Source organism: Brachybacterium phenoliresistens (assembly GCF_039530785.1).
GTDB lineage: Bacteria > Actinomycetota > Actinomycetes > Actinomycetales > Dermabacteraceae > Brachybacterium > Brachybacterium phenoliresistens.
The window spans coordinates 307,861-326,372 of the sequence record NZ_BAAAOW010000001.1; the positions used below are offsets into that span (position 1 = coordinate 307,861).

Annotated in this window: 17 protein-coding genes; 1 reads left to right on the plus strand and 16 read right to left on the minus strand. The window is 74.3% G+C overall.

Going from position 1 to position 18,512, the window contains the following annotated elements; translation table 11 throughout:
• Nucleotides 1-56: 56 nt before the first annotated feature.
• A complete protein-coding gene (tatA, locus tag ABD234_RS01380; protein WP_038370190.1) occupies nt 57-359 on the minus strand; it encodes a Sec-independent protein translocase subunit TatA in 303 nt (100 codons plus the stop codon).
• A 128-nt stretch (nt 360-487) separates the two neighbouring features.
• A complete protein-coding gene (locus ABD234_RS01385) occupies nt 488-2,557 on the minus strand; it encodes a helix-turn-helix transcriptional regulator (protein ID WP_344353529.1) in 2,070 nt (689 codons plus the stop codon).
• An 82-nt stretch (nt 2,558-2,639) separates the two neighbouring features.
• Here ABD234_RS01385 and ABD234_RS01390 point away from each other — a divergent pair, with 82 nt between their 5' ends.
• A complete protein-coding gene (locus tag ABD234_RS01390; RefSeq protein ID WP_344353532.1) occupies nt 2,640-3,758 on the plus strand; it encodes a DUF3866 family protein in 1,119 nt (372 codons plus the stop codon).
• 81 nt (nt 3,759-3,839) lie between these two features.
• Here ABD234_RS01390 and ABD234_RS01395 read toward each other — a convergent pair whose 3' ends face one another.
• The 14 genes from ABD234_RS01395 to arc all read right to left on the minus strand — a co-directional run bounded on the left by ABD234_RS01395 (nt 3,840) and on the right by arc (nt 18,492).
• On the minus strand, nt 3,840-4,313 hold the full coding sequence (locus ABD234_RS01395; RefSeq protein WP_038370187.1) for a PH domain-containing protein: 474 nt from the start codon (nt 4,311-4,313) through the stop codon (nt 3,840-3,842).
• A gap of 4 nt (nt 4,314-4,317) precedes the next feature.
• Nucleotides 4,318-5,175 carry an ATP phosphoribosyltransferase gene (gene hisG / locus ABD234_RS01400; RefSeq protein WP_038370186.1) on the minus strand — a complete coding sequence of 286 codons (858 nt, stop codon included), beginning with the start codon at nt 5,173-5,175 and terminating at the stop codon, nt 4,318-4,320.
• A 129-nt stretch (nt 5,176-5,304) separates the two neighbouring features.
• On the minus strand, nt 5,305-5,568 hold the full coding sequence (locus ABD234_RS01405) for a phosphoribosyl-ATP diphosphatase (RefSeq protein ID WP_038370185.1): 264 nt from the start codon (nt 5,566-5,568) through the stop codon (nt 5,305-5,307).
• A gap of 101 nt (nt 5,569-5,669) precedes the next feature.
• The gene (pnuC, locus tag ABD234_RS01410) at nt 5,670-6,371 is read right to left on the minus strand and encodes a nicotinamide riboside transporter PnuC (protein WP_038370514.1); all 702 of its coding nucleotides are present in this window, start codon (nt 6,369-6,371) and stop codon (nt 5,670-5,672) included.
• Between the two features lie 16 nt (nt 6,372-6,387).
• Nucleotides 6,388-7,065, minus strand: a complete 678-nt coding sequence (gene rpe / locus ABD234_RS01415) for a ribulose-phosphate 3-epimerase (protein ID WP_038370184.1) — start codon at nt 7,063-7,065, stop codon at nt 6,388-6,390.
• Between the two features lie 20 nt (nt 7,066-7,085).
• Nucleotides 7,086-8,828 (minus strand): RsmB/NOP family class I SAM-dependent RNA methyltransferase, encoded by a 1,743-nt coding sequence (locus tag ABD234_RS01420; RefSeq protein WP_344353540.1) that lies wholly within the window; start codon nt 8,826-8,828, stop codon nt 7,086-7,088.
• On the minus strand, nt 8,825-9,787 hold the full coding sequence (gene fmt / locus ABD234_RS01425; RefSeq protein WP_344353542.1) for a methionyl-tRNA formyltransferase: 963 nt from the start codon (nt 9,785-9,787) through the stop codon (nt 8,825-8,827). Before fmt ends, ABD234_RS01420 begins: the two co-directional genes overlap by 4 nt.
• Before the next feature lie 185 nt (nt 9,788-9,972).
• The gene (locus tag ABD234_RS01430; protein WP_198025319.1) at nt 9,973-12,135 is read right to left on the minus strand and encodes a primosomal protein N' family DNA-binding protein; all 2,163 of its coding nucleotides are present in this window, start codon (nt 12,133-12,135) and stop codon (nt 9,973-9,975) included.
• Between the two features lie 2 nt (nt 12,136-12,137).
• Nucleotides 12,138-12,515: an FKBP-type peptidyl-prolyl cis-trans isomerase gene (locus ABD234_RS01435; protein WP_038370182.1), complete on the minus strand. Its 378-nt coding sequence runs from the start codon at nt 12,513-12,515 to the stop codon at nt 12,138-12,140.
• Nucleotides 12,516-12,553: 38 nt separating this feature from the next.
• Nucleotides 12,554-13,504 carry an FKBP-type peptidyl-prolyl cis-trans isomerase gene (locus ABD234_RS01440; RefSeq protein WP_038370181.1) on the minus strand — a complete coding sequence of 317 codons (951 nt, stop codon included), beginning with the start codon at nt 13,502-13,504 and terminating at the stop codon, nt 12,554-12,556.
• Between the two features lie 115 nt (nt 13,505-13,619).
• A complete protein-coding gene (pafA, locus tag ABD234_RS01445) occupies nt 13,620-15,002 on the minus strand; it encodes a Pup--protein ligase (protein ID WP_038370180.1) in 1,383 nt (460 codons plus the stop codon).
• Nucleotides 15,003-15,033: 31 nt separating this feature from the next.
• Nucleotides 15,034-15,222, minus strand: coding sequence for a ubiquitin-like protein Pup (locus ABD234_RS01450; RefSeq protein ID WP_038370179.1), 189 nt, complete (start codon nt 15,220-15,222; stop codon nt 15,034-15,036).
• Nucleotides 15,219-16,937, minus strand: a complete 1,719-nt coding sequence (gene dop / locus ABD234_RS01455; protein WP_038370178.1) for a depupylase/deamidase Dop — start codon at nt 16,935-16,937, stop codon at nt 15,219-15,221. The genes ABD234_RS01450 and dop overlap by 4 nt, the downstream gene beginning before the upstream one ends.
• The gene (gene arc / locus ABD234_RS01460; RefSeq protein WP_038370177.1) at nt 16,930-18,492 is read right to left on the minus strand and encodes a proteasome ATPase; all 1,563 of its coding nucleotides are present in this window, start codon (nt 18,490-18,492) and stop codon (nt 16,930-16,932) included. The genes dop and arc overlap by 8 nt, the downstream gene beginning before the upstream one ends.
• Nucleotides 18,493-18,512 lie beyond the last annotated feature (20 nt).

The following is an 18,512-nucleotide window of genomic DNA, read 5'->3' on the forward strand; positions in this document are numbered from 1 at the left end:
GAGGTCCGGGCGACTGCACCCGGACCTCTCAAGGTCAGATGATGTGCCCGGAGGGCTCAGTCGCGACGGTAGTCGTCGTCGCGCCGGGGATCGACGGGCTGGCCCTCGGCGCGGGGCTCCTCGCGGGGATCGAACTCGCGCGCCGGGCGGGTGTCGCGGTCCTCGACGCGGCGACGGGGACGATCGTCCTCATCGTCCTCGTCCGGCTTGTCGTCCCCTCGCAGCTCCTCGACCTCCGTCTTGAAGATGCGCATGGACTTGCCCAGGTTGCGCGCGAGGCTCGGGAGCTTGCCCGCGCCGAACAGCAGCAGCACGAGAAGCACGAGAACGACGATGTGCCAGGGCTTGAGTGCACCCATGGAGATGGTCCTTTCGACAGGGCCGGGAAGTCACGGCCTCAGCATGGTCCCACAGCGACCTGGAAGGCGGCCGACGGCACGCGATGCGGACACCGGTGCCGCGCCCGCCCGGGCGCGGGAGGCGGGGATCAGCCTATCGCCTCGACGCCGGTGTGACGCGCACCGGCCTGCTCGGCTGTGGTCACGATCAGGTCTCTCAGCGATGCCGGGGCGAGCACCTCGGCGGCGCCGGCCGCCTCCATCACCGCGTCCACGAGAGCGCCCAGCACCGGCGTCGCGAGACGGGCGAGGGTCCCGCCGCCCGGGGCATCGCGCAGCTCGGCGGCCGCGAACGCCTCGGCGATCCACATGGCCGGTCCCTCCAGCCGCACCCAGGCGTCCTCCTCGAGGCGCCCGCCGCTGCCCCGGGCCTCGGATCCGGGCCGGCTCCCGGGGCCGGGATCCGCGTCGGCGGCGGCGCCGTCGTCCCGATGCTGGGGCGTCCCCTCCGGCAGGATCTCGGCGATCCGGTCCAGGCGGAACAGCCGCTCGTCCTGCGCGAGGGCGCAGTCCGCCCTGAGGTACGAGCGCCCGGCGGAGGACTCCACCTGCCGCGGCGCGACGCTGCGGACGGAGGTTCCCGAACGATCCGGCGGCGAGTAGCGGATGACGACCGGGCGGTCCTCCCGGATCGCCCGGTGCAGCGCGTCGAGGATCTGCTCGCTGCGGGAGAGCTCGACCTTCGGGGCGCCGTCGGAGGCGCCGTCGGCCGCCGGATCCGTGACGGGGGACGCGGCGGCATCGGTCGGCGGCTCCGCCTCGTCCTCCCCCGGGGCCGCGGTGCCCAGTCGCGCGAGGAGCTTGGCGCGGGCCGAGGCGACCAGCTCCGCCTCCTCCCCGGCGACCGGTTCGAGGGCCGCGAGCCCGGCCAGCAGGGCCGTGGCCTCCGCGGCGGTGAGGCTGAGCGCGCGACGCAGGGCGTCGGCGTTGCGGACCCGCACGAAGCCGTCCTCCCAGGTGACCTCGATGAGGTCCTGCTCCCAGCCGGTCGCGAAGTCCCCGCAGACGAACAGGATCTGCAGGTCGGCGATGAGCTCCTTCTGCGAGATGCCGAAATCCTCCGCGAGCTGGGAGACCTCGACCTCCCCGCGCGAGAGCACGTAGGAGGCGAGGCTGACCAGGCGCGAGAGGTGGTCGGCGCCGCTGGTGGAGCGACGGATCGCGGCGGGCCTGCGCACGGGCGCGTCCTCGATCCTCGCGAGGTCGGCCTGCCCGGTGTGCAGCCGGGCGATCTCCGCATAGGCGGAGGCCAGCGCGTCCCGCCAGGCAGGAGGGTCGACCAGGGTGATCCAGCGGGCGTTGGCGCGCACCTGCCGCAGCGCCGCGGAGCGCGGCATGGCCGGCAGCTCGACCTCGCGGGCCCGCAGCGAGGCGCCGGCGGCATCGCGCAGGGCCAGCGCCTTGTACGGCTCGATCCGCAGGCGGGCTCGAGCCCGGTCCTCGTGCGCGGTCATGCCGGCCAGCGCCGTCTCCAGCGTCATCCCCTCCTCGCGGGGATGGCTGATCGGCCCGCCGATCCGCGGGAACGACTCGATGCGCGAGGCCTTGAACACGCGGGTCCCCTCGCGGGCCAGGTCGTGGCCCAGCACGTACCAGTGCCCCTCGTGCACGCCGACGACCCACGGCTCGACCGTGCGATCGGTGCGCTCTCCGCGGGCGGAGCGGTACGCGAAGGAGACGCGGCTGCCGGTGCTGACCGCCTCCAGCAGCGGGGTGAGCACGGGCAGGGACTCGACGGAGCCGCGGGGCGTGCGCCGCAGCAGGTCCGTGTCGGCGTCCAGGCCCTGGCTCAGGAGCTTCGCGCGCACCCGGCGGGCCGCTCCCCCGGCGGCCGCATCGTCCCAGGCGCGGCTGGCGGCGAGCAGCACCGTGTACTCGCCCTCGCTGAGGTGCAGGTCGTCGCCGCCGGCATCCGTGTCCAGCCGGTAGTGGACGATGTTCTCGTCCCACAGATCGTGCCGCTCGGTGCGCAGCGGCAGCCCGAGCTCGCGGATCGCGGTCTTGTCGCGCTCGAACATCTTCTCCGCGGCGTCCTGGGTCGCGGCGGCCGCGTACTCCGGGATCGCCTCGAAGAGGGTCGCGCGGTCGATCCCGCGCCGGGGGCGCGAGCCGATGGTCATGATGACGTTGAGCAGTCGTTCGACATTGCGAGAGGCCACCGCCTCAGCTTAGCCACGCGGAGGGCCGCCGGGCGTCGCGACCTGCAGACCGGGCCTCAGGGAGGTGGCCTACTCTGACGGCATGCTGCGCTGGGAGAGTGGACGTGTGATCGCCCATCGGAGGGGCTGGCCCGGAGTGGCCTCCCTCCAGGTCGAGGTGACGGGGGCCGATGGCGCCCCGGAGACCCTGCGCGCCCTGGCGTACACCGAGCTGGTGGGGACCCCGCAGGTCGGCGAGACGGTCGACCTGAACACCAACGCGCTGCGGCGCGGGCTGGGCACCGGCGGCGACGCGATCGTCGTCTCCCGCCGGGACGACTCCCCCGACGCCGCGGAGATCGCCGGCCACATGATGAAGCTGCGCTACACGCCGATGCAGACGATGGTCGACGCCCTGGACGATCCGGCGAGCCCGCACTATGCCCGGATCTCCCATGCCCGCGACGTCGAGGGCATGCCGGTGGTGGTCGCGGATCTGCACTCCTCGCTCGCCCCGATCGTCGCGGGGATCCGTGCGGAGGCGCCCTCGGCCCGGATCGTCTACGTGATGACCGACGGCGCGGCGCTGCCGGCGGCCTACTCGCGCACCCTCGCCGCACTGCGCGAGCGCGGCCTAATCACGGCTTCCGTCACCGCCGGGCAGGCCTTCGGCGGGGATCTCGAGGCGGTGACCGTGCACTCGGCGCTGCTGGGGGCCCGGCATGTGCTCGAGGCCGATGTCGCCGTGGTCATCCAGGGCCCGGGCAATCTGGGCACCGGCACCGGCTGGGGCTTCTCCGGCGTCCAGGCCGGGGACGTGCTCAACGCCGCCGGCGTCCTGGGCGGGGCGCCGATCGGCGCCCTGCGGGTCTCCGAGGCCGATGAGCGGGCCCGGCACCGCGGCCTGTCCCACCACAGTGCGACGGCCTACGGGCGGATGACCCTGGTCCCCGCGCGGTTCCCCGTGCTCGCGCCGCGCCGTGCCGGGGACTGGGTCTTCCACGCCCAGGTGACGGCGCAGGTCGAGCAGCTCATCATCGAGCAGGCCGCGCGCCGGGGCCTCGTCCACGAGCTGGTGGAGGTCCCCGACGACGGGCTGCTGGCGGCGCTGCAGGCCCTGCCGGTGCGCCTGTCCACGATGGGGCGCGGGCTCGAGGAGGATCCGGCCTCGTTCGTGTACGGCGCGCTGGCCGGTCGCGCGGCGGCATCGCTCATCGTCTGAGGAGTCCCGCTCCCGGGCCCCGCGCAACCTCGGCGCCCGACGAGCCCCCGGCGGCCTGCGGCCTGCCGAGGCCCATCGGCCTCAGAGCGCCGGCGGCTCCTGCGAGGGGTGGGCCTCGCCGCGCTCGCGCACCAGCCGGGCCAGCAGCCGGGCATCGGCCAGGGCGCGCTCCCCGTCCGAGCGCTGGATCGCCATCGTCGCCAGGGTGTCGCCGTCGGCGAGGTCGAGATGCGCCCAGGGGTCGCCGGCCGGGAAGCTGACGCCGATCACCTCGGCCCATTCCAGGGTGCGCACGCTGAGCAGGTTCCGCACCACCAGCCGGTCGGGCTCGGCGACGACCTTCACGATCGCCTCGCGCCAGCAGAACCAGAACACCGCCAGCCCGAAGGCGACGAACATGATCCGGTTGGGCAGGTCGAAGCTCCCCACCAGCAGCGCGCTGCCGACGCTGACGGCGAGCACCAGGCCGCCGATCGCGAAGCCGGCGATGCGGGCCAGCCGGGGGCGCAGCACGATCGTGCCCTCGGGTCCGACCTCCGGCGCGGCCTGCGTCATCGGCTCAGACCCGGCAGGCCTGGATGGCCGTGACGAGGATGGCGCGCGCCCCGGCGTCGTAGAGGTCGTCCAGCACGCGGTTGACCTGCTTGCGCTCGACCATGGAGCGCACGGCGGACCAGGATCCGTTGTGCAGCGGGGAGACCGTCGGCGCCTGGAAGCCGGGGGTGATCGCGACGGCGGCCTCCAGCTTCTCCTGCGGGATGTCGTAGTCGATGAGCACGTACTCGCGGGCCACCAGCACGCTGCGCACGCGGCGGATCAGCACGTCCAGGGTGCGGCGGGCGTCGTCCTCGAGCTCCATGCCGGGGCGGGAGAACAGCACCGCCTGGCTGGTCATGATCGGGTCCCCGAAGGTCTCCAGCCCGGCCTGGCGCAGGGTGGTGCCGGTCTCCACGACGTCGGCGATGACCTCGGCCACGCCGAGGCGGATGCTCGACTCGACGGCGCCGTCCAGGTGCACGACCTCGGCGTCGATGCCCTTCTGGGCGAGGTGGTCCTCGACGAGGTTCTCGTAGCTGGTGGCGATGCGGGCGCCGGCCAGGGAGGCCAGGTCGCGCTGCTGGCCGGAGGGGGCGGCGAAGCGGAAGGTCGAGCGGGCGAAGCCCAGCTCGAGCAGCTCGTCGGCCGGGGTGCGGGAGTCCAGCAGCATGTCCTGGCCGGTGATGCCGACGTCCACGGTGCCCGAGCCGACGTACACGGCGATGTCGCGCGGGCGCAGGAAGAACAGCTCGACGCCGTTGTCCTCGTCCACCAGCACGAGCTCCTTGAGATGGCCGCGGCGACGGTACCCGGCCTCGTACAGGAGGTCCGATGCGGGCTCGGAGAGGGCGCCCTTGTTGGGCACGGCGATACGCAGCACAGCTGCTCCTTCGGGAGTTGCCGGACGGTCAGGTCGCGGGCGGGGGTCCGATGCTGAGGGGCCGGGTCGGGGCCGATGCGGAGGAGTCCGGGACGGGGGGCGGACGCGGTGGCGGTGAGCGGGCGGCGCTCAGAGCTTGCGGTAGACGTCCTCGAGGGAGATGCCCTTGGCGACCATCATCACCTGCGTGTGGTACAGCAGCTGGGAGATCTCCAGCGCGGCGTCGTCATGGGTCTCGTGCTCGCAGGCCATCCAGACCTCGGCAGCCTCCTCGACGATCTTCTTGCCGATGCCGTGCACCCCGGAGTCCAGCTCGGCGACCGTCCCGGATCCCTCCGGTCGGGTGCGGGCCTTCTCGGTGAGCTCGGCGTACAGCGTCTCGAAATCCTTCACCCGGTCAGCCTAGCGGTCCGCGAGGGGCCGTGCCGCATCGGACCGGCCCGTGAGCGGCGCATCCCTCTCCCGGCGCGCGAGCCCGTGATCGCGGCGGGCGGTCAGTCCCGCCGGACGGTGGGGTCCAGGTGCGCCGTCTCGACGCGCACCCTCTCGCCCTCCTGCCGGGCCCGCACCCGCCACCACACGAAGAAGCCCGTCAGGGTGAAGATCCCGTAGAACACGTACATGAACGCGCTCGCGTAGTAGCCGGCGCTCAGCAGCAGCGGCACCCCGACGATGTCCACGGCCACCCAGATCAGCCAGAACTCGACCCAGCCCTTGGCCATGCCGAAGGTCGCCAGCAGCGAGCCCATGAAGATCCAGGCGTCCGACCACACCGGCTCGTAGGAGCCCAGCGCCCGGAAGATCGGGGTCAGCAGCGCGGTGCCGCCGACCAGCGCCACCAGCAGCAGCACGCGCGTGCTCCAGGACGCCCAGTGCGGCTCGACCGCCGTCCCGCCCTCGGTCCTCGCCTGGCGCCAGCGCACCCACCCGTACACGGAGGTGGCGATGAACATGATCTGGCGGCCGGCCTGGCCGTACAGGTCGATGGCGTTGGGGGTGCCGAAGACCGTGCCCAGGAACACCGTCAGCAGCAGCACGTTCCCCACGATGCCGATGGGCCACGCCCACACCTTGCGCCGCATCCCGCCCAGGGCGCTGAGCAGCCCGAAGACGTTGCCCAGCACCTCGCGCCAGAGGATGAACTGGCCGCCGGAGAACTCCAGACGGGCATCGAAGAGCCACTGCAGGGCGTCCAGGATCACGAGGGTGCCCTCAGTGGCGGTGCGCGGCGGCGAGATCGCGCAGCACCGCGATCTCCTCGACGCTGTCGGGGGCCTTGTAGATCGCCGAGCCGGCCACGAACACGTTCGCGCCGGCATCGGCCGCCCGCTCGATCGTCTCGCGGCTGACCCCGCCGTCGACCTGGATCGAGACCTCGAGGTTCGCCTCGCTGATCGCGGCGCGGGCGCGGCGGATCTTGGGCAGCATGCCCTCGAGGAAGCTCTGCCCGCCGAAGCCGGGCTCCACGGTCATGATCAGCAGCATGTCGAACTCGCCGATCACGTCCAGCAGCGGCTCGATCGGGGTGGCGGGGCGCAGCGCGACGCCCACGGCGACGTTCTTGCGCCGCAGCTCCCGGGCCAGGCGCACGGGGGCCTTGGCCGCCTCGAGGTGGAAGGTCACCGAATCGGCCCCGGCCTCCGCGAAGACGGGGGCATGACGGTCGGCCTCCTCGATCATGAGGTGCGCGTCCACCGGGATCGGGCTGCGCGAGACGATCTGCTCGACCATGTCGGCGCCGAAGGTGAGGTTGGGGACGAAATGGTTGTCCATGACGTCGACGTGGGCGGCATCGGCCGTGCCGATGCGGTCCAGCTCCTCGCCGATGCGCATGAAGTCGGCGTTGAGGATGCTGGGGTGGATGAAGTCACGGTCCGTCGAGTACGGCATGGCGGGGGATCCTCCGGTTCTCAGGGGGCGGGGGTGCGGCGCAGGAGCGCGATGAACATGGCGTCGGTGCCGTGGACGTGCGGCCACAGCTGGACGCCGGGGCCGGCGCCGAGCTCGACGTCCTGGGCCGCGGGCAGCAGCCCGGCGCGCACCGCGGGACGGGCGTCGAGCTGCTCGACGTCGTCACGGCGTCGCACCACGTCCTGGACGATGAGGAGGGTCTCGGCCAGGTGGGGCGAGCAGGTGACGTAGGCGACCACTCCCCCGGGCGCGGTGGCGTCCAGGGCGCTGCGCAGCAGGTCCCGCTGGATCCCGCCGAGCTGGCCCACATCGGCCGCGGTGCGCCGCCAGCGGGACTCGGGGCGCCGGCGCAGCGCTCCCAGGCCCGAGCAGGGGACGTCGGCGAGGACGCGGGAGAACGTCGCCGGCATCTCGGCTCCGATGTCGCGGCCGTCGGCGGTGCGCGTGGTGACCTCGGCGCCGGCCTCGACGAGCGTCGCCACGGCCCGGTCGACCAGGCGGGTGCGGTGCTCCTGCAGCTCGACGGCCAGCAGCTCGGCGTCATGGTCGACGGTCAGCCCCGCCAGCAGGGCGGTCTTCCCGCCCGGGCCGGCGCACAGGTCCAGCCAGCGGCCGTTCTCCTCGAGCACGAGGTCGTCCGCCCCGAGGGCGAGGGCCAGGGCCATCAGCTGGCTGCCCTCGTCCTGCACGGCGGCGCGGCCCTCGCGCACCGGGTCGGTGCCGCCGGGATCCCCGGACGGCCACGACGCCGCGAACAGCGACAGGCGGCCGGCGCTCGCCCCGTTGTCGATGAGCTCGTCCAGGTCCGTCAGCCCGGGCCGCATCACCAGGGACACGGCCGGGGCCGCGTTCTGGGCGGCCAGCAGCGCGTCGATCTCGGAGCGGTCCCGGCCGTGGGCGGCCAGCGCGTCCGAGAGCGCCCGCACGATCCACTCGGGATGCGAGTGGGCGATGGCCAGGTGCCCGACCTCGTCCTCCTCGCGGGCCGGGGCGACCTCCTGGATCCAGGAGTCGAGGTCGCGCTCGCCGACCCGGCGCAGCACCGCGTTGACGAAGCCTCCCGCCCCGTGCCCGGCGACCTCGCGGGCCAGCGCCACCGTCTCCGAGGTCGCCGCATGCGGGGCGACGCTCATGTCCAGCAGCTGGTAGGCGCCCAGGCGCAGCACGTCGAGCACGTCGCCCTCGATGTCGTCGAGCCCGCGGTCCACGCAGGCCGCGATGATCGCGTCCAGGCGGCCCTGGGCGCGCAGCGAGCCGTAGAACAGCTCGGTGGCGAAGGCGGCGTCCCGACCGGAGACGCGCGAGCGGCGCAGCAGACCGGGCAGGACCAGGTTGGCGTAGGCGTCGTCCTCCCGCACCGTGCGCAGCGCCTCGAAGGCGACGCTGCGCGAGGAGGTCGATCGGCGGGAGCGCTCCGAGGGACGGCTCTCGGACCAGCCGCGTCGCGGCCCGCCCTGGCCGCGGGAGCCGGAGCGCTCGCGTCCCTTGGCGTCGCGGCCGCCCCGACGTTCGCCGGTGCCGCGGCGCTCGTCCCGGTCGTCCCTCCGCGGGCCGCGGTCCTCTCCGCGGGGGCCCCGGTCGTCGCGACGGGGGCGATCGCCGTCGCCGCGACGGGGTCCGCGCCGGTCCTCGCGCCCGGCGCGATCATCCCGGCGGGGTCCGCGCCGGTCCTCGCGTCCGCGGTCCTCGCGCCGGCGGTCGTCGCGCCCGCGGCCGTCGCCGCTGCGGTGTCCCTCGCTCATCGTGCCTCCTCGGCATCCTGGATCCGGACCGTGTCGAAGGCGGTCCCCTCGGTCAGAGCGGCGCCGCGCGCCCAGTCCGCGGCGCGCATCGCCTTCTTCCCCGCCGCGGCGACGGTGCCCAGGGCGAGGGGCCGGGTGGCCGTGCCGGCGAAGACGCTGCGGCGGGTGGCGTGCAGCTGCCCGGGCGCGAGCACGAGATCCTCCGGGGCCTGCGCCGCCTCGACGCCGAGGACCTTGAAGCGCTCCCCCCGCAGCTGCGTCCAGGCGCCCGGGTCGGGGCTCATGCCGCGGATGTGGGCGCTCACCGCCTCCGCCGGGGCGTTCCAGTCGATCTGCGCCTCCTGAGAGGTGAGCTTCGCGGCGTGCGTCGCCTCGCCCTCCTGCGGCGTGGCCACGGCGGTGCCGGCGGCCAGCTCGTCCAGGGTCTGCACCAGCAGCTGCGCACCCTCGACCGCGAGACGATCCAACAGCTCCCCGGAGGTCTCCAGCGGGCCGATCCGGGCGCCGCGCATCCCGAGCACGTCCCCGGTGTCCAGCCCGGCGTCGATGCGGAAGGTCGACATGCCGGTCTCGGTCTCGCCCGCGAGCACGGCCCGCTGCACCGGGGCGGCGCCCCGCCAGGCCGGCAGCAGGGAGAAATGCAGGTTGATCCACCCGTGGCGCGGGATGTCCAGCGCCGCCGGGGGGATGAGGTTCCCGTAGGCGACCACGGGTGCGGCCTCGGGCGCGAGCTCCCGCAGCTGCGCCTGCACCTCGGCGTCGCGCAGGGTGCGCGGGGTCAGGACCGGCACGCCCGCCTCGTCGGCGACGGCGCGCACGGGAGAGGGCCGCAGCGTGCGGCCGCGCCCGGTGGGGGCGTCGGGCCGGGTGAGGACGGCGACCACCTCGTGGTCGCTGCCGAGCAGGGCCTGCAGGGAAGGGACGGCGGCGGCGGGTGTGCCCGCGAAGAGGACTCGCATGATGTGCGCCATTGTAGGGCGGCAGGGGCGCCCGCACCCGGCCCGCCGTGCCTGCGCCGTGACCCCTCTCGCGCTCCTGCGTGCGGACGGCCTCATGCGGGTCGTCCGGGGCGGGGCCGGTGACAGGTCCCCCGGTCGCGGTGATCGCTCCGGCACCCGGGGCCGGCGCCGGGGGCGTCCGCCGATCAGAAGACGTCGGGCGGGTCCAGGCGCACGCGCAGGCTGCCGGGGCGCTTGCGGGCGCTGCGGGCGGCGACGCCGGCGCGCAGCGCCTCGGTGAGCTCGCGGGAGCGCTGCGGCTCCAGGCGCAGCACGGCGCGGGCGCCGCGGGCATCGGCCCCCTCCTCGAGATCGACGGGGCCGAACACGCTGGTGCCGTCGGGCAGGTCGGTCTCCTCGAGGAAGGTACGCACGGCCGCGCGGTCCCCGGTGACCTCGGCGATCCTGCGGAACGGCGGCAGGTCCAGCTGGCGGCGGTCCTCGAGCACCCGGTCCAGGAACACGCGGGAGCGGTGGGCCACCAGGTCGCGGATCGCCGGGAGGGTCGCCGTGCCGACCACGAGGACCTCTCCCCCGTCCCGGGCCGTGCGCACCAGGGCGATGGCGTTGGTCCAGCGGCGCACGGCCTCGACATCGGCGTCGAAGGAGGCGCGCGCCAGCATGGCGTCGCAGTCCAGCAGCACGGCGGCGGCGTAGTCGCCCTCGGGGGCGGGCTCCGCCCCCGGGGTCGCCACCACGATGGCGCCCTCGGGCACGGCATCGTCGGGGACGGGGCCGTGCGCCCCGCCGGCGACCACCAGCGGAGCCTCGGGGAAGGCGCGGCGCAGCTCCTCGGCGGTGCGGGTGGAGCCGATCACGACGGCGCGCACGCCGGTGCGGTGGCATTCCGGGCAGCGGTAGCCGTCCTCGACCCGGCCGCAGACCGTGCACTGGAGGCCGTGGTCGCGGCTGCGCAGGGTCAGCGGGGCGGAGCAGGTGGGGCACAGGCAGCGGGTGCCGCAGAAGGTGCAGGCGATCGCGGGGACGTAGCCGCTGCGGGGCACCTGCACCAGCACGCTCCCCCGGCCCAGGCCCTCCCGGATCACGCGCATGGCGGCCTGCGGCAGGCGGGAGCGGCCGCTGGGGCCCTCCCGCTCGCGCAGGTGATCGTCCATGGCGACGATCCGGGGCCGCACGGCGTTCAGAGGCGCCCCGGCGGGCTCGAGCAGGCGCAGGTACCCCTGTCCGGCGAGCATCGCCTCGGTGGTGGAGCACGAGGTCGACAGCAGCAGCAGGGCGGCGCGCTCCTCGTGGGAGCGGCACTGGAGGACGGTGCGGGTGTGCGGGTAGGGGGCGCGGGGTTCGACGAGCAGGTCGTCGGCCGCGTCCCAGCAGACGATGAGCGCGAGGTCGCGCACGGGGGCGAAGGCGGCGGACCGGGAGCCGATCACGATCCGGCTGGCCCCGCGCAGGATCCGCCGGAAGGCGCGGTAGCGCTTCTCGGGCCCGTCGGCGCTGCCGAGGACCTCGTGGGGGATGCCGCGGGCCTCCAGGACCCGGTGCAGCCGGTCCACGTCGCGCATGTCGGGGGCGACGACGAGGGCTCCCCGGCCCGGGGCCAGGCGGGAGATCGCGGCGGCGGTGACCTGGGTCCAGGCATCCGCGGGCTCCAGCACGATGCCCGCGCGCGGGACGGGGCCCTCCGCGGAGCCGGCGCGATCGACCAGGGCCTGCAGGCCGATGTACCGGCCGATGATCCGGGCATCGTCCTCTCCGGCCTCGCCGGCGCCCTCGACCCCCTCGGCCGTCCCGCCCTCGTCGGACTCCTCGGGCCCGTCGGCCTCATCGGCTGCGGGGACGTCCTCCTGCTCGGCCTGCTCCGCGGTCCGGTCGGCCTTCTCGGCGCGGGCGTGGCGCGGCGGGATCGCCAGGCGCAGCACGTCGCCGAGGGTGCCGGCGCAGCGTTCGGCGACCTCGGCGCACACGCGCAGCATCGTCGGGGAGATCACCACGTCCTCGGAGACGAGGCGGGCGATGGGCCCCAGCGGGCGGTCGGTCGCGGGGGTGTCCGTGCGCTCCAGGACGATGCCGTCCATCTCGCGCCCGGCCAGGCGCACCTTGACGCGCATTCCGGGGCCCGCGGCGGCGGCATCGGCCGGGACGGCGTAGTCGAAGGGCCGGTCCAGGTGCGGCAGGGCACCGATCAGCTGGACGCGGGCGACGGGCTCGTGCTCGGCGAGGTCGAAACCGGCGGTGGTGCGCAGGCGGCCGGGCCGGGTCGCGGCGCGGTCCGGCTCCGGAACGGGAGCGGCGGGGGCAGGGGGCTCGAAGAGCCCGTCCTGCGTCCCCGCCGCGATCGGCTCGGGCATGCTCAGCGCTGGTGGACGGCCACCAGGTCGCACACGAACACGAGGGCCTCGTTCGGGGCGATCACGGGCGGAGCGCCGCGGTCGCCGTAGGCGAGGCGGGAGGGGATCTCGAGGCGGCGGCGGCCGCCGACCTTCATGCCCTGGACGCCCTGGTCCCAGCCGCTGATGACCTGGCCGACGCCGAGCTGGAAGCGCAGCGGCTCGCCGCGGTTCCAGGAGGCGTCGAACTCCTCGCCGGTGGAGTGGGACACGCCCACGTAGTGCACGTCGACGACGTCGCCGCGGCCGGCCTCGGGGCCCTCGCCCTCGAGCTCGTCGATGATGACGAGGTCGGTGGGGGCGTCGCCCTCGGGACGGTCGATCTCGGGCTTGCTGCTCATGGTGCTCCTCGGGGTGGGGTGTTGCGGATGGATGGTTCTCAGGCGCTGCGGGGGCCGCGGGCGAGGACGTCCACGACGAAGATGAGGGTCTTCCCGGCGAGCTCGTGCTGGGACTCGCCCTCCTGGCCGTAGGCCTCGGCCGGCGGGATGACCAGCATGACCTGGCTCCCCACCGGCAGGCCCAGCAGGTTCTCGTCCCAGCCGGTGATGACCCGGCCCTCGCCCTGGACGAAGCCGAAGGGGGCGCCGCGCTCCCAGGACGAGTCGAACTGGGAGCCGTCCTCCCAGTTCCAGCCGGTGTACTGCATGACGAGGTAGTCGCCCTCGGCGGTCGCCTCGCCGGTGCCGGTGATGAGCACCTCGCGGACGGTCGCGCTGGGCGGCTCCCCCTCGCCCGGGCCGGAGATGGCGGGGGCGCCGTCGTCCCCGAGGGTGACGGCCGGGTAGGTGCCCGAGGGCGCCTCGGCGGTGCCCTCGGCGCGCAGGGGGCTGACCACGGAGTCGATGTCGGCGACCTGGACCAGGGAGACCATCTGTCCGTTGGAGTCCTTCTGCCAGCCGGACATGGCCACGCGGCTGCCGACGGTGACGGTGGTGAGGAACTGCGCGGCCGCCTCGCCGATGCCGTCGCTGCTCACGGTGACGCCCCCGGCGGGAGCGCCCTGCCACCAGGACTGCAGCGTCTCCCCGCTGGCCCCGGCGACGTACAGGGAGCGCCACAGCAGGGTGTCGCCCTCGGCGATCGCGGCGCCGTCCCCGGGGACGACGACGATCGAGTCGGCCCGGTCCACCGACAGCGGCGGGGTGAACTCGACGACGGGCTCGGCCGCGAGGTCCTCGCTGATGCTCACCGCGGAGAGCACCTCGCCGCCTCCGTCCGAGGCACCGCCGGTGGCCTCCGGGTCCCCGGAGTCGTCGGTGCAGGCTGCCAGGCCGATGGCGGCGGTGGCGGCGATGGCGGAGCCCAGGAGGGCGCGGCGTCGGATCACGAGGTGACCTTTCACGTTCGGGTGCTGCGGGCGGGGTGCGGCCCGGTCGGAGCCAGGGTACGGGCTCCGCCTGGGGGACGGCGGGGCGATGGGGACGGCGCCGGCGACGGGGGTCTCAGACGGGGTCGGGCCGCGCGGTCCCGGCGGCGCGGATCTGCGCGAGCAGGGCGTCGACCTCGTCGGACTGCGTGGCGAAGGGGTCCAGGACGGTGACGGGCATCGCCCCGGGACGCACCAGGCGCATCGTGGTCCAGTCCACGACGTGGTCGACGCCGTGGGCGATGGCCTCGGTGACGACCTGTCCGCGCAGGTGGGCGCGGGTGGTGGTGGGAGCCGTGGTGCGCGCCGCCTCGATCCGCGCATCCTCGAGCACGCGCGGGGCGCGCCCGGCCTGCTGGAGGCGGGAGAACAGACCGCGCTCGGGGTCGATGTCGTGGTAGGCGAGGTCCAGCCGCTCGATCTGGGGACTGTCCAGGCCGATGCCGCGCCGGGCGCCGACCTCCTCGAACAGGGCCTCCTTGATGGCCCAGTCCAGGCGGGTGCGCGCCCAGGAGCGGTCCCCGGTGCGCACGGCGTCCAGGGACCGCTGCCAGGTCTCCAGGACGATCTGCTCGCTCTCGTCGGCCAGCGGGGCCACCAGGTCGAGGTAGCGCTGCTGGATCTCCAGGGAGCTCATCGCCGCCCCGGACTCGAGCTCGACGGGCTGGGATCCGCGCAGGTCGCGGGCCACGGCGCGGATCGCGGCGATGTCGTCGGCCAGCTTCAGCTCCGGCAGCACCTGCCCGCTCTCGATGAGGCGCAGCACCAGGTCGGTGGTGGCGAAGCGCAGCCAGGTCGAGGTCTCCGACATGGTCGAGTCGCCGACGATCACGTGCAGGCGCCGGTAGCGGGTGGCGTCCCCGTGGGGCTCGTCGCGGGTGTTGATGATGGGCCGGGTGCGGGTGGTCGCGGAGGACACCGACTCCCACATGTGGTCGCTGCGGCGGGAGAAGACGAAGCGGGCGCCGCCGTCGGCCTCGCGCACCACGCCGCCGGCACCGGTCATGATCTGGCGGGTGACCAGGAACGGCAGCAGCGCACCGGGCAGGCGGGTGAACTCGCCGCGTCGGTCCACGAGGAAGTTCTCGTGGCTGCCGAAGGCGTTGCCGGCGGAGTCGACGTTGTTCTTGAGCAGGTGGATGCGGGCGTCCTCGCCCTGCTCGGCCAGGCGCGCGTTCGCGGTGGAGACGAGGTCCGCGAGGATCCTCTCCCCCGCCCGGTCCTGGGCGACCAGGTCCCACCAGTCGTCGCATTCGGCGGTGGCGATCTCCGGGTGGGAGCCCACGTCGAGGTAGAGCCGTGCGGCGTTGCCGAGGAACACGTTCGAGGAGCGGCCGAGCGCGACGACGGGCCGGAACAGCTCGCGGGCGGCGGCCTCCGGCTCGAGGGCGCGGGTGCCGTCGGCGCGCACGCACACCAGCCCGTACTCGGTCTCGAGACCTCCGACGCGGCGCTTCATCGGTGCGCCCGATCGCGCGTCGGCACGGCGGTCACTGGCCGCCCTTCTGCACGAAGGAGCGCACGAAGGTCTCGGCGTTGGACTCGAGGACCTCGTCGATCTCGTCGAGCAGCGAGTCGGCGGCCTGGGCGGAGGCGAAGGTCTGGCCGCCGACGGCGGTCTCCTCGCCCTGCTCGTCGTCGCCGGCGCCGCCGCTGCTGCTGAAGGTCTGCTGGCTCATGGCGTGGTTCCTCCGGTGTGCTGGGCCCCGGTCCGGGGCGGGGGTGTGTCGGTCAGCGCGCGCAGGGCGGCGAGGATCTCGTCGATGTCGGCCGTGGGGTCGATGCCGTGCGCGTCCTGCCATGATCGCGCACCGAGGCGCGGATCGGCGCAGCGCAGGGTCAGCCCGCCGTCCGCGTCGCCGGCCAGGGTGATCACGTCCCAGCCGGCGCTCGTGACGTGGCGCGGATGCTCGCGGATCAGGCGCCCGCGCAGATGGGCGCGGGTCGAGGCAGGAGGCTCGACCGCGGCGCGGGCCGCCTCCTCCTCGGTGACCAGCGTCCGCACCCTCCCGGCGGCGCGCAGCTTCCCGTACAGGCTGCGGGCGGGACGCAGGTCCGCGAACTGCAGGTCGATCATGCGCAGGCGCGGATCGCCCCAGGCGAGCCCGTGCCGAGCCCGGTAGCCCTCGAGCAGCTGCAGCTTGGCGACCCACTCGATGCGGTCGGCGGCGGCCTCGCGGTCCTCCGCCAGCAGCGTGAGCAGCTCGCCCCACTGGGCATGGACGTCCGCGCTCTCGGCATCGGACGCATCCAGCACGGAGCCGACGGCGGACCAGCAGGCGCGCTGGATCTCGAGCGCCGTGGTGGTCCCGCCGTCCGCCAGCGGCAGCGGCGCGGTGAGGGACAGGTCGTGGCTGATGGTGCGGACCGCGGCGACCGGGTCCGCGAGGGAGATCCGCGGCAGGATCCGCTCCCCCGTGGCATGCTCGCGCTCGAGCGCGGCGAGCACCAGCGAGGTCATGCCGAGCTTGAGGTAGGTCGGTGTCTCCAGCAGGTTCGCGTCCCCGATGATCACGTGCAGGCGCCGGAAGCGCGAGGCATCGGCGTGGGGCTCGTCGCGGGTGTTGACGATGGGACGGTTCAGCGTCGTCTCCAGGCCGACCTCCGCCTCGAAGAAGTCCGCGCGCGAGGAGATCTGGAAGCCCTCGTCCTGGCCGCGGGTGCCGATGCCCACGCGGCCCGCGCCCACCACGATCGCCCGGCTGGCCAGGAACGGCACCAGCGCGGCGACGACCCGGTCGAAGGGCACCGCCCGGTCCAGCAGGAAGTTCTCGTGGGTGCCGTAGGACGCGCCCTTGCCGTCGGTGTTGTTCTTGTACAGGGCGACGTCCGGGACGCCCTCGGCGGCGGCGAGGATCTCCATGGTGCGCTGGGCGACGACCTCCCCGGCGCGATCCACGAGCACCCCCTCCCGGGCCCGCAGGACCTCGGGCGAGGAGTACTCGGGGTGGGCGTGGTCGACGTACCAGCGGGCGCCGCCGGTGAGGACGGCGTTGCTGATCGAGCGGCGCAGGGCCCAGTCCAGGATCTCGGCGTCCTCGCCCTCGGGGGCGACCTCGGCGGCGGCCAGGGGGACGTCCATGTCGATGCTCGGCACGTGCGCGTCGCGCACGGCGTCGGTGAGCTGGGTGGGGTGGGCGGCGGCGCGCTGGATCTCGAAGCCGCGCGCGTCCCGCAGCGGGGACTCGTCGCCGTAGTCCCAGCGCACCCGGTGGCCGCGCGGGCCCTGCTCGGGGGCCAGCAGCGCATAGGCCCCGACCACGAGATGGGAGAGCATGATCGAGCTGGAGGCGCCGACGTCCCCGCGCTCGGCGGGGTCGGCGTGGGCGATCCCGAACTCGGTCTCGATGCCCATCGGCCGCTCGGTGGTGATCCCGGGGGCGGTCTCAGGCATCATCGGCCTCCTCCAGGACGATGTCGCGGCGCAGCGGGACCACCCGGTCGACCCGGCGGCCGCGGCGGCCGGAGATGCGGGCCCAGTCCTCGGCGTGCGCGCCGGCGGGCAGGTCCTCGTTCTCGGAGAACTCGGCGTCCACGGCGAGCTCGATGTGCTCGAGCGACAGCCCGGCCGCGCCGAAGGCCATGTGGTCCTTGACGGCGTACTTCTTGGCGCGGTCGACGATGTTGCGCAGCACCGCGCCGGAGACGAAGTCCCGCAGGTGCAGGGTCTCCTCGCCGCCGTCGGAGTAGACCAGGCGCACGAACTCGGTGGCCGGCCCCTCGGCGTAGATCAGCTCGACGGCCCGCTCCAGCAGGTGCTCGCGCACGGCGCGCACCGGGACGGAGGAGTCGAGGTAGATGCCGAGGATCTCGCGAGCGGCCTCGGCGTCGGGACGGCGCACCCGGATCTTCACGTCCAGGCGGCCGGGGCGCAGGATGGCCGGGTCGATCATGTCCTCGCGGTTGGAGGCGCCGATGACGATCACGTTCTCGAGGGACTCGACGCCGTCGATCTCCGCCAGCAGCTGCGGCACGATGGTGGTCTCCACGTCGCTGGACACGCCGGTGCCGCGGGTGCGGAACAGCGACTCCATCTCGTCGAAGAAGACCACCACGGGGTGGCCGGAGCTGGCGCGCTCCCGGGCCCGCTCGAAGACCAGGCGGATCGACCGCTCCGTCTCGCCGACGTACTTGTTCAGCAGCTCGGGGCCCTTGACGTTGAGGAAGGAGGACTGCGCGAGCGCCTCCTCGATGCTCACCCCGGCGGCCTCCGCGGAGCGCAGCGCCAGCTCGTGGGCGACGGCCCGGGCGATCATCGTCTTGCCGCAGCCGGGGGGCCCGTACAGCAGCACGCCCTTGGGCGGGCGCAGGCCGTACTCGCGGAACAGGTCCTGCTGGAGGAAGGGCAGCTCGACGGCGTCGCGGATCGTCTCGATCTGGTCGCGCAGCCCGCCGATCTGCTCGAAGGAGGTGTCCGGGACCTGCTCCAGCACGAGGTCGGTGATCTCGGCGCGGTCGATCCGTTCGCGCACCAGCGCCGCCTTCAGGTCGACCAGCACGTGGTCGCCGGGGTGGAGGATCTCCTCCTCCAGCCCGCCGGCGCGCCCCAGGACCCGGGAGTCGTCCTGGGTGACCTGGACGATCACGCGGCCGTCGGCCAGGGCCTCCTGGACCACCACGAGGCTGCCGCTGTCCTCGGCGTCGGCGACGTGCTCGACCGCGGCCAGCGCCTCGTTCAGCCGCAGCAGCGCCCCGGGGCGCAGGGCCTCGAGATCCAGGCTCGCGCTCGTGGCCACGCGCAGCCGCCGCCCGTTGTGCAGCACGTCGACGGTGGTGCCCTCGGTGCGGCGCAGGAAGGTGGCATAGGCGTTGGGCGGGTCCCCGACGCGCTCGAGGTCCGTCTTGAGCTGGACGATCTGCGCGCGGGCGGCCCGCAGGCCGGCCTCGAGCCGGTCGTTGCGGGTGGCGAGCTGCTCGAGCTCGGTGCTCATCTCCTGGTACGTCTTCATCCCCACCGGGGTGTCCTCCT

What these genes read in the sequence shown, in the direction of transcription:
- pafA (WP_038370180.1), bottom strand. Translation starts at nt 15,002, where the DNA reads ATGAAGCGCCGCGTCGGAGGTCTCGAGACCGAGTACGGGCTGGTGTGC.
- dop (WP_038370178.1), bottom strand. Translation starts at nt 16,937, where the DNA reads ATGCCTGAGACCGCCCCCGGGATCACCACCGAGCGGCCGATGGGCATC.
- tatA (WP_038370190.1), bottom strand. Translation starts at nt 359, where the DNA reads ATGGGTGCACTCAAGCCCTGGCACATCGTCGTTCTCGTGCTTCTCGTG.
- ABD234_RS01390 (WP_344353532.1), top strand. Translation starts at nt 2,640, where the DNA reads ATGCTGCGCTGGGAGAGTGGACGTGTGATCGCCCATCGGAGGGGCTGG.
- ABD234_RS01420 (WP_344353540.1), bottom strand. Translation starts at nt 8,828, where the DNA reads ATGAGCGAGGGACACCGCAGCGGCGACGGCCGCGGGCGCGACGACCGC.
- ABD234_RS01435 (WP_038370182.1), bottom strand. Translation starts at nt 12,515, where the DNA reads ATGAGCAGCAAGCCCGAGATCGACCGTCCCGAGGGCGACGCCCCCACC.
- fmt (WP_344353542.1), bottom strand. Translation starts at nt 9,787, where the DNA reads ATGCGAGTCCTCTTCGCGGGCACACCCGCCGCCGCCGTCCCTTCCCTG.
- rpe (WP_038370184.1), bottom strand. Translation starts at nt 7,065, where the DNA reads ATGCCGTACTCGACGGACCGTGACTTCATCCACCCCAGCATCCTCAAC.
- arc (WP_038370177.1), bottom strand. Translation starts at nt 18,492, where the DNA reads ATGAAGACGTACCAGGAGATGAGCACCGAGCTCGAGCAGCTCGCCACC.
- ABD234_RS01430 (WP_198025319.1), bottom strand. Translation starts at nt 12,135, where the DNA reads ATGCCCGAGCCGATCGCGGCGGGGACGCAGGACGGGCTCTTCGAGCCC.
- ABD234_RS01450 (WP_038370179.1), bottom strand. Translation starts at nt 15,222, where the DNA reads ATGAGCCAGCAGACCTTCAGCAGCAGCGGCGGCGCCGGCGACGACGAG.
- ABD234_RS01395 (WP_038370187.1), bottom strand. Translation starts at nt 4,313, where the DNA reads ATGACGCAGGCCGCGCCGGAGGTCGGACCCGAGGGCACGATCGTGCTG.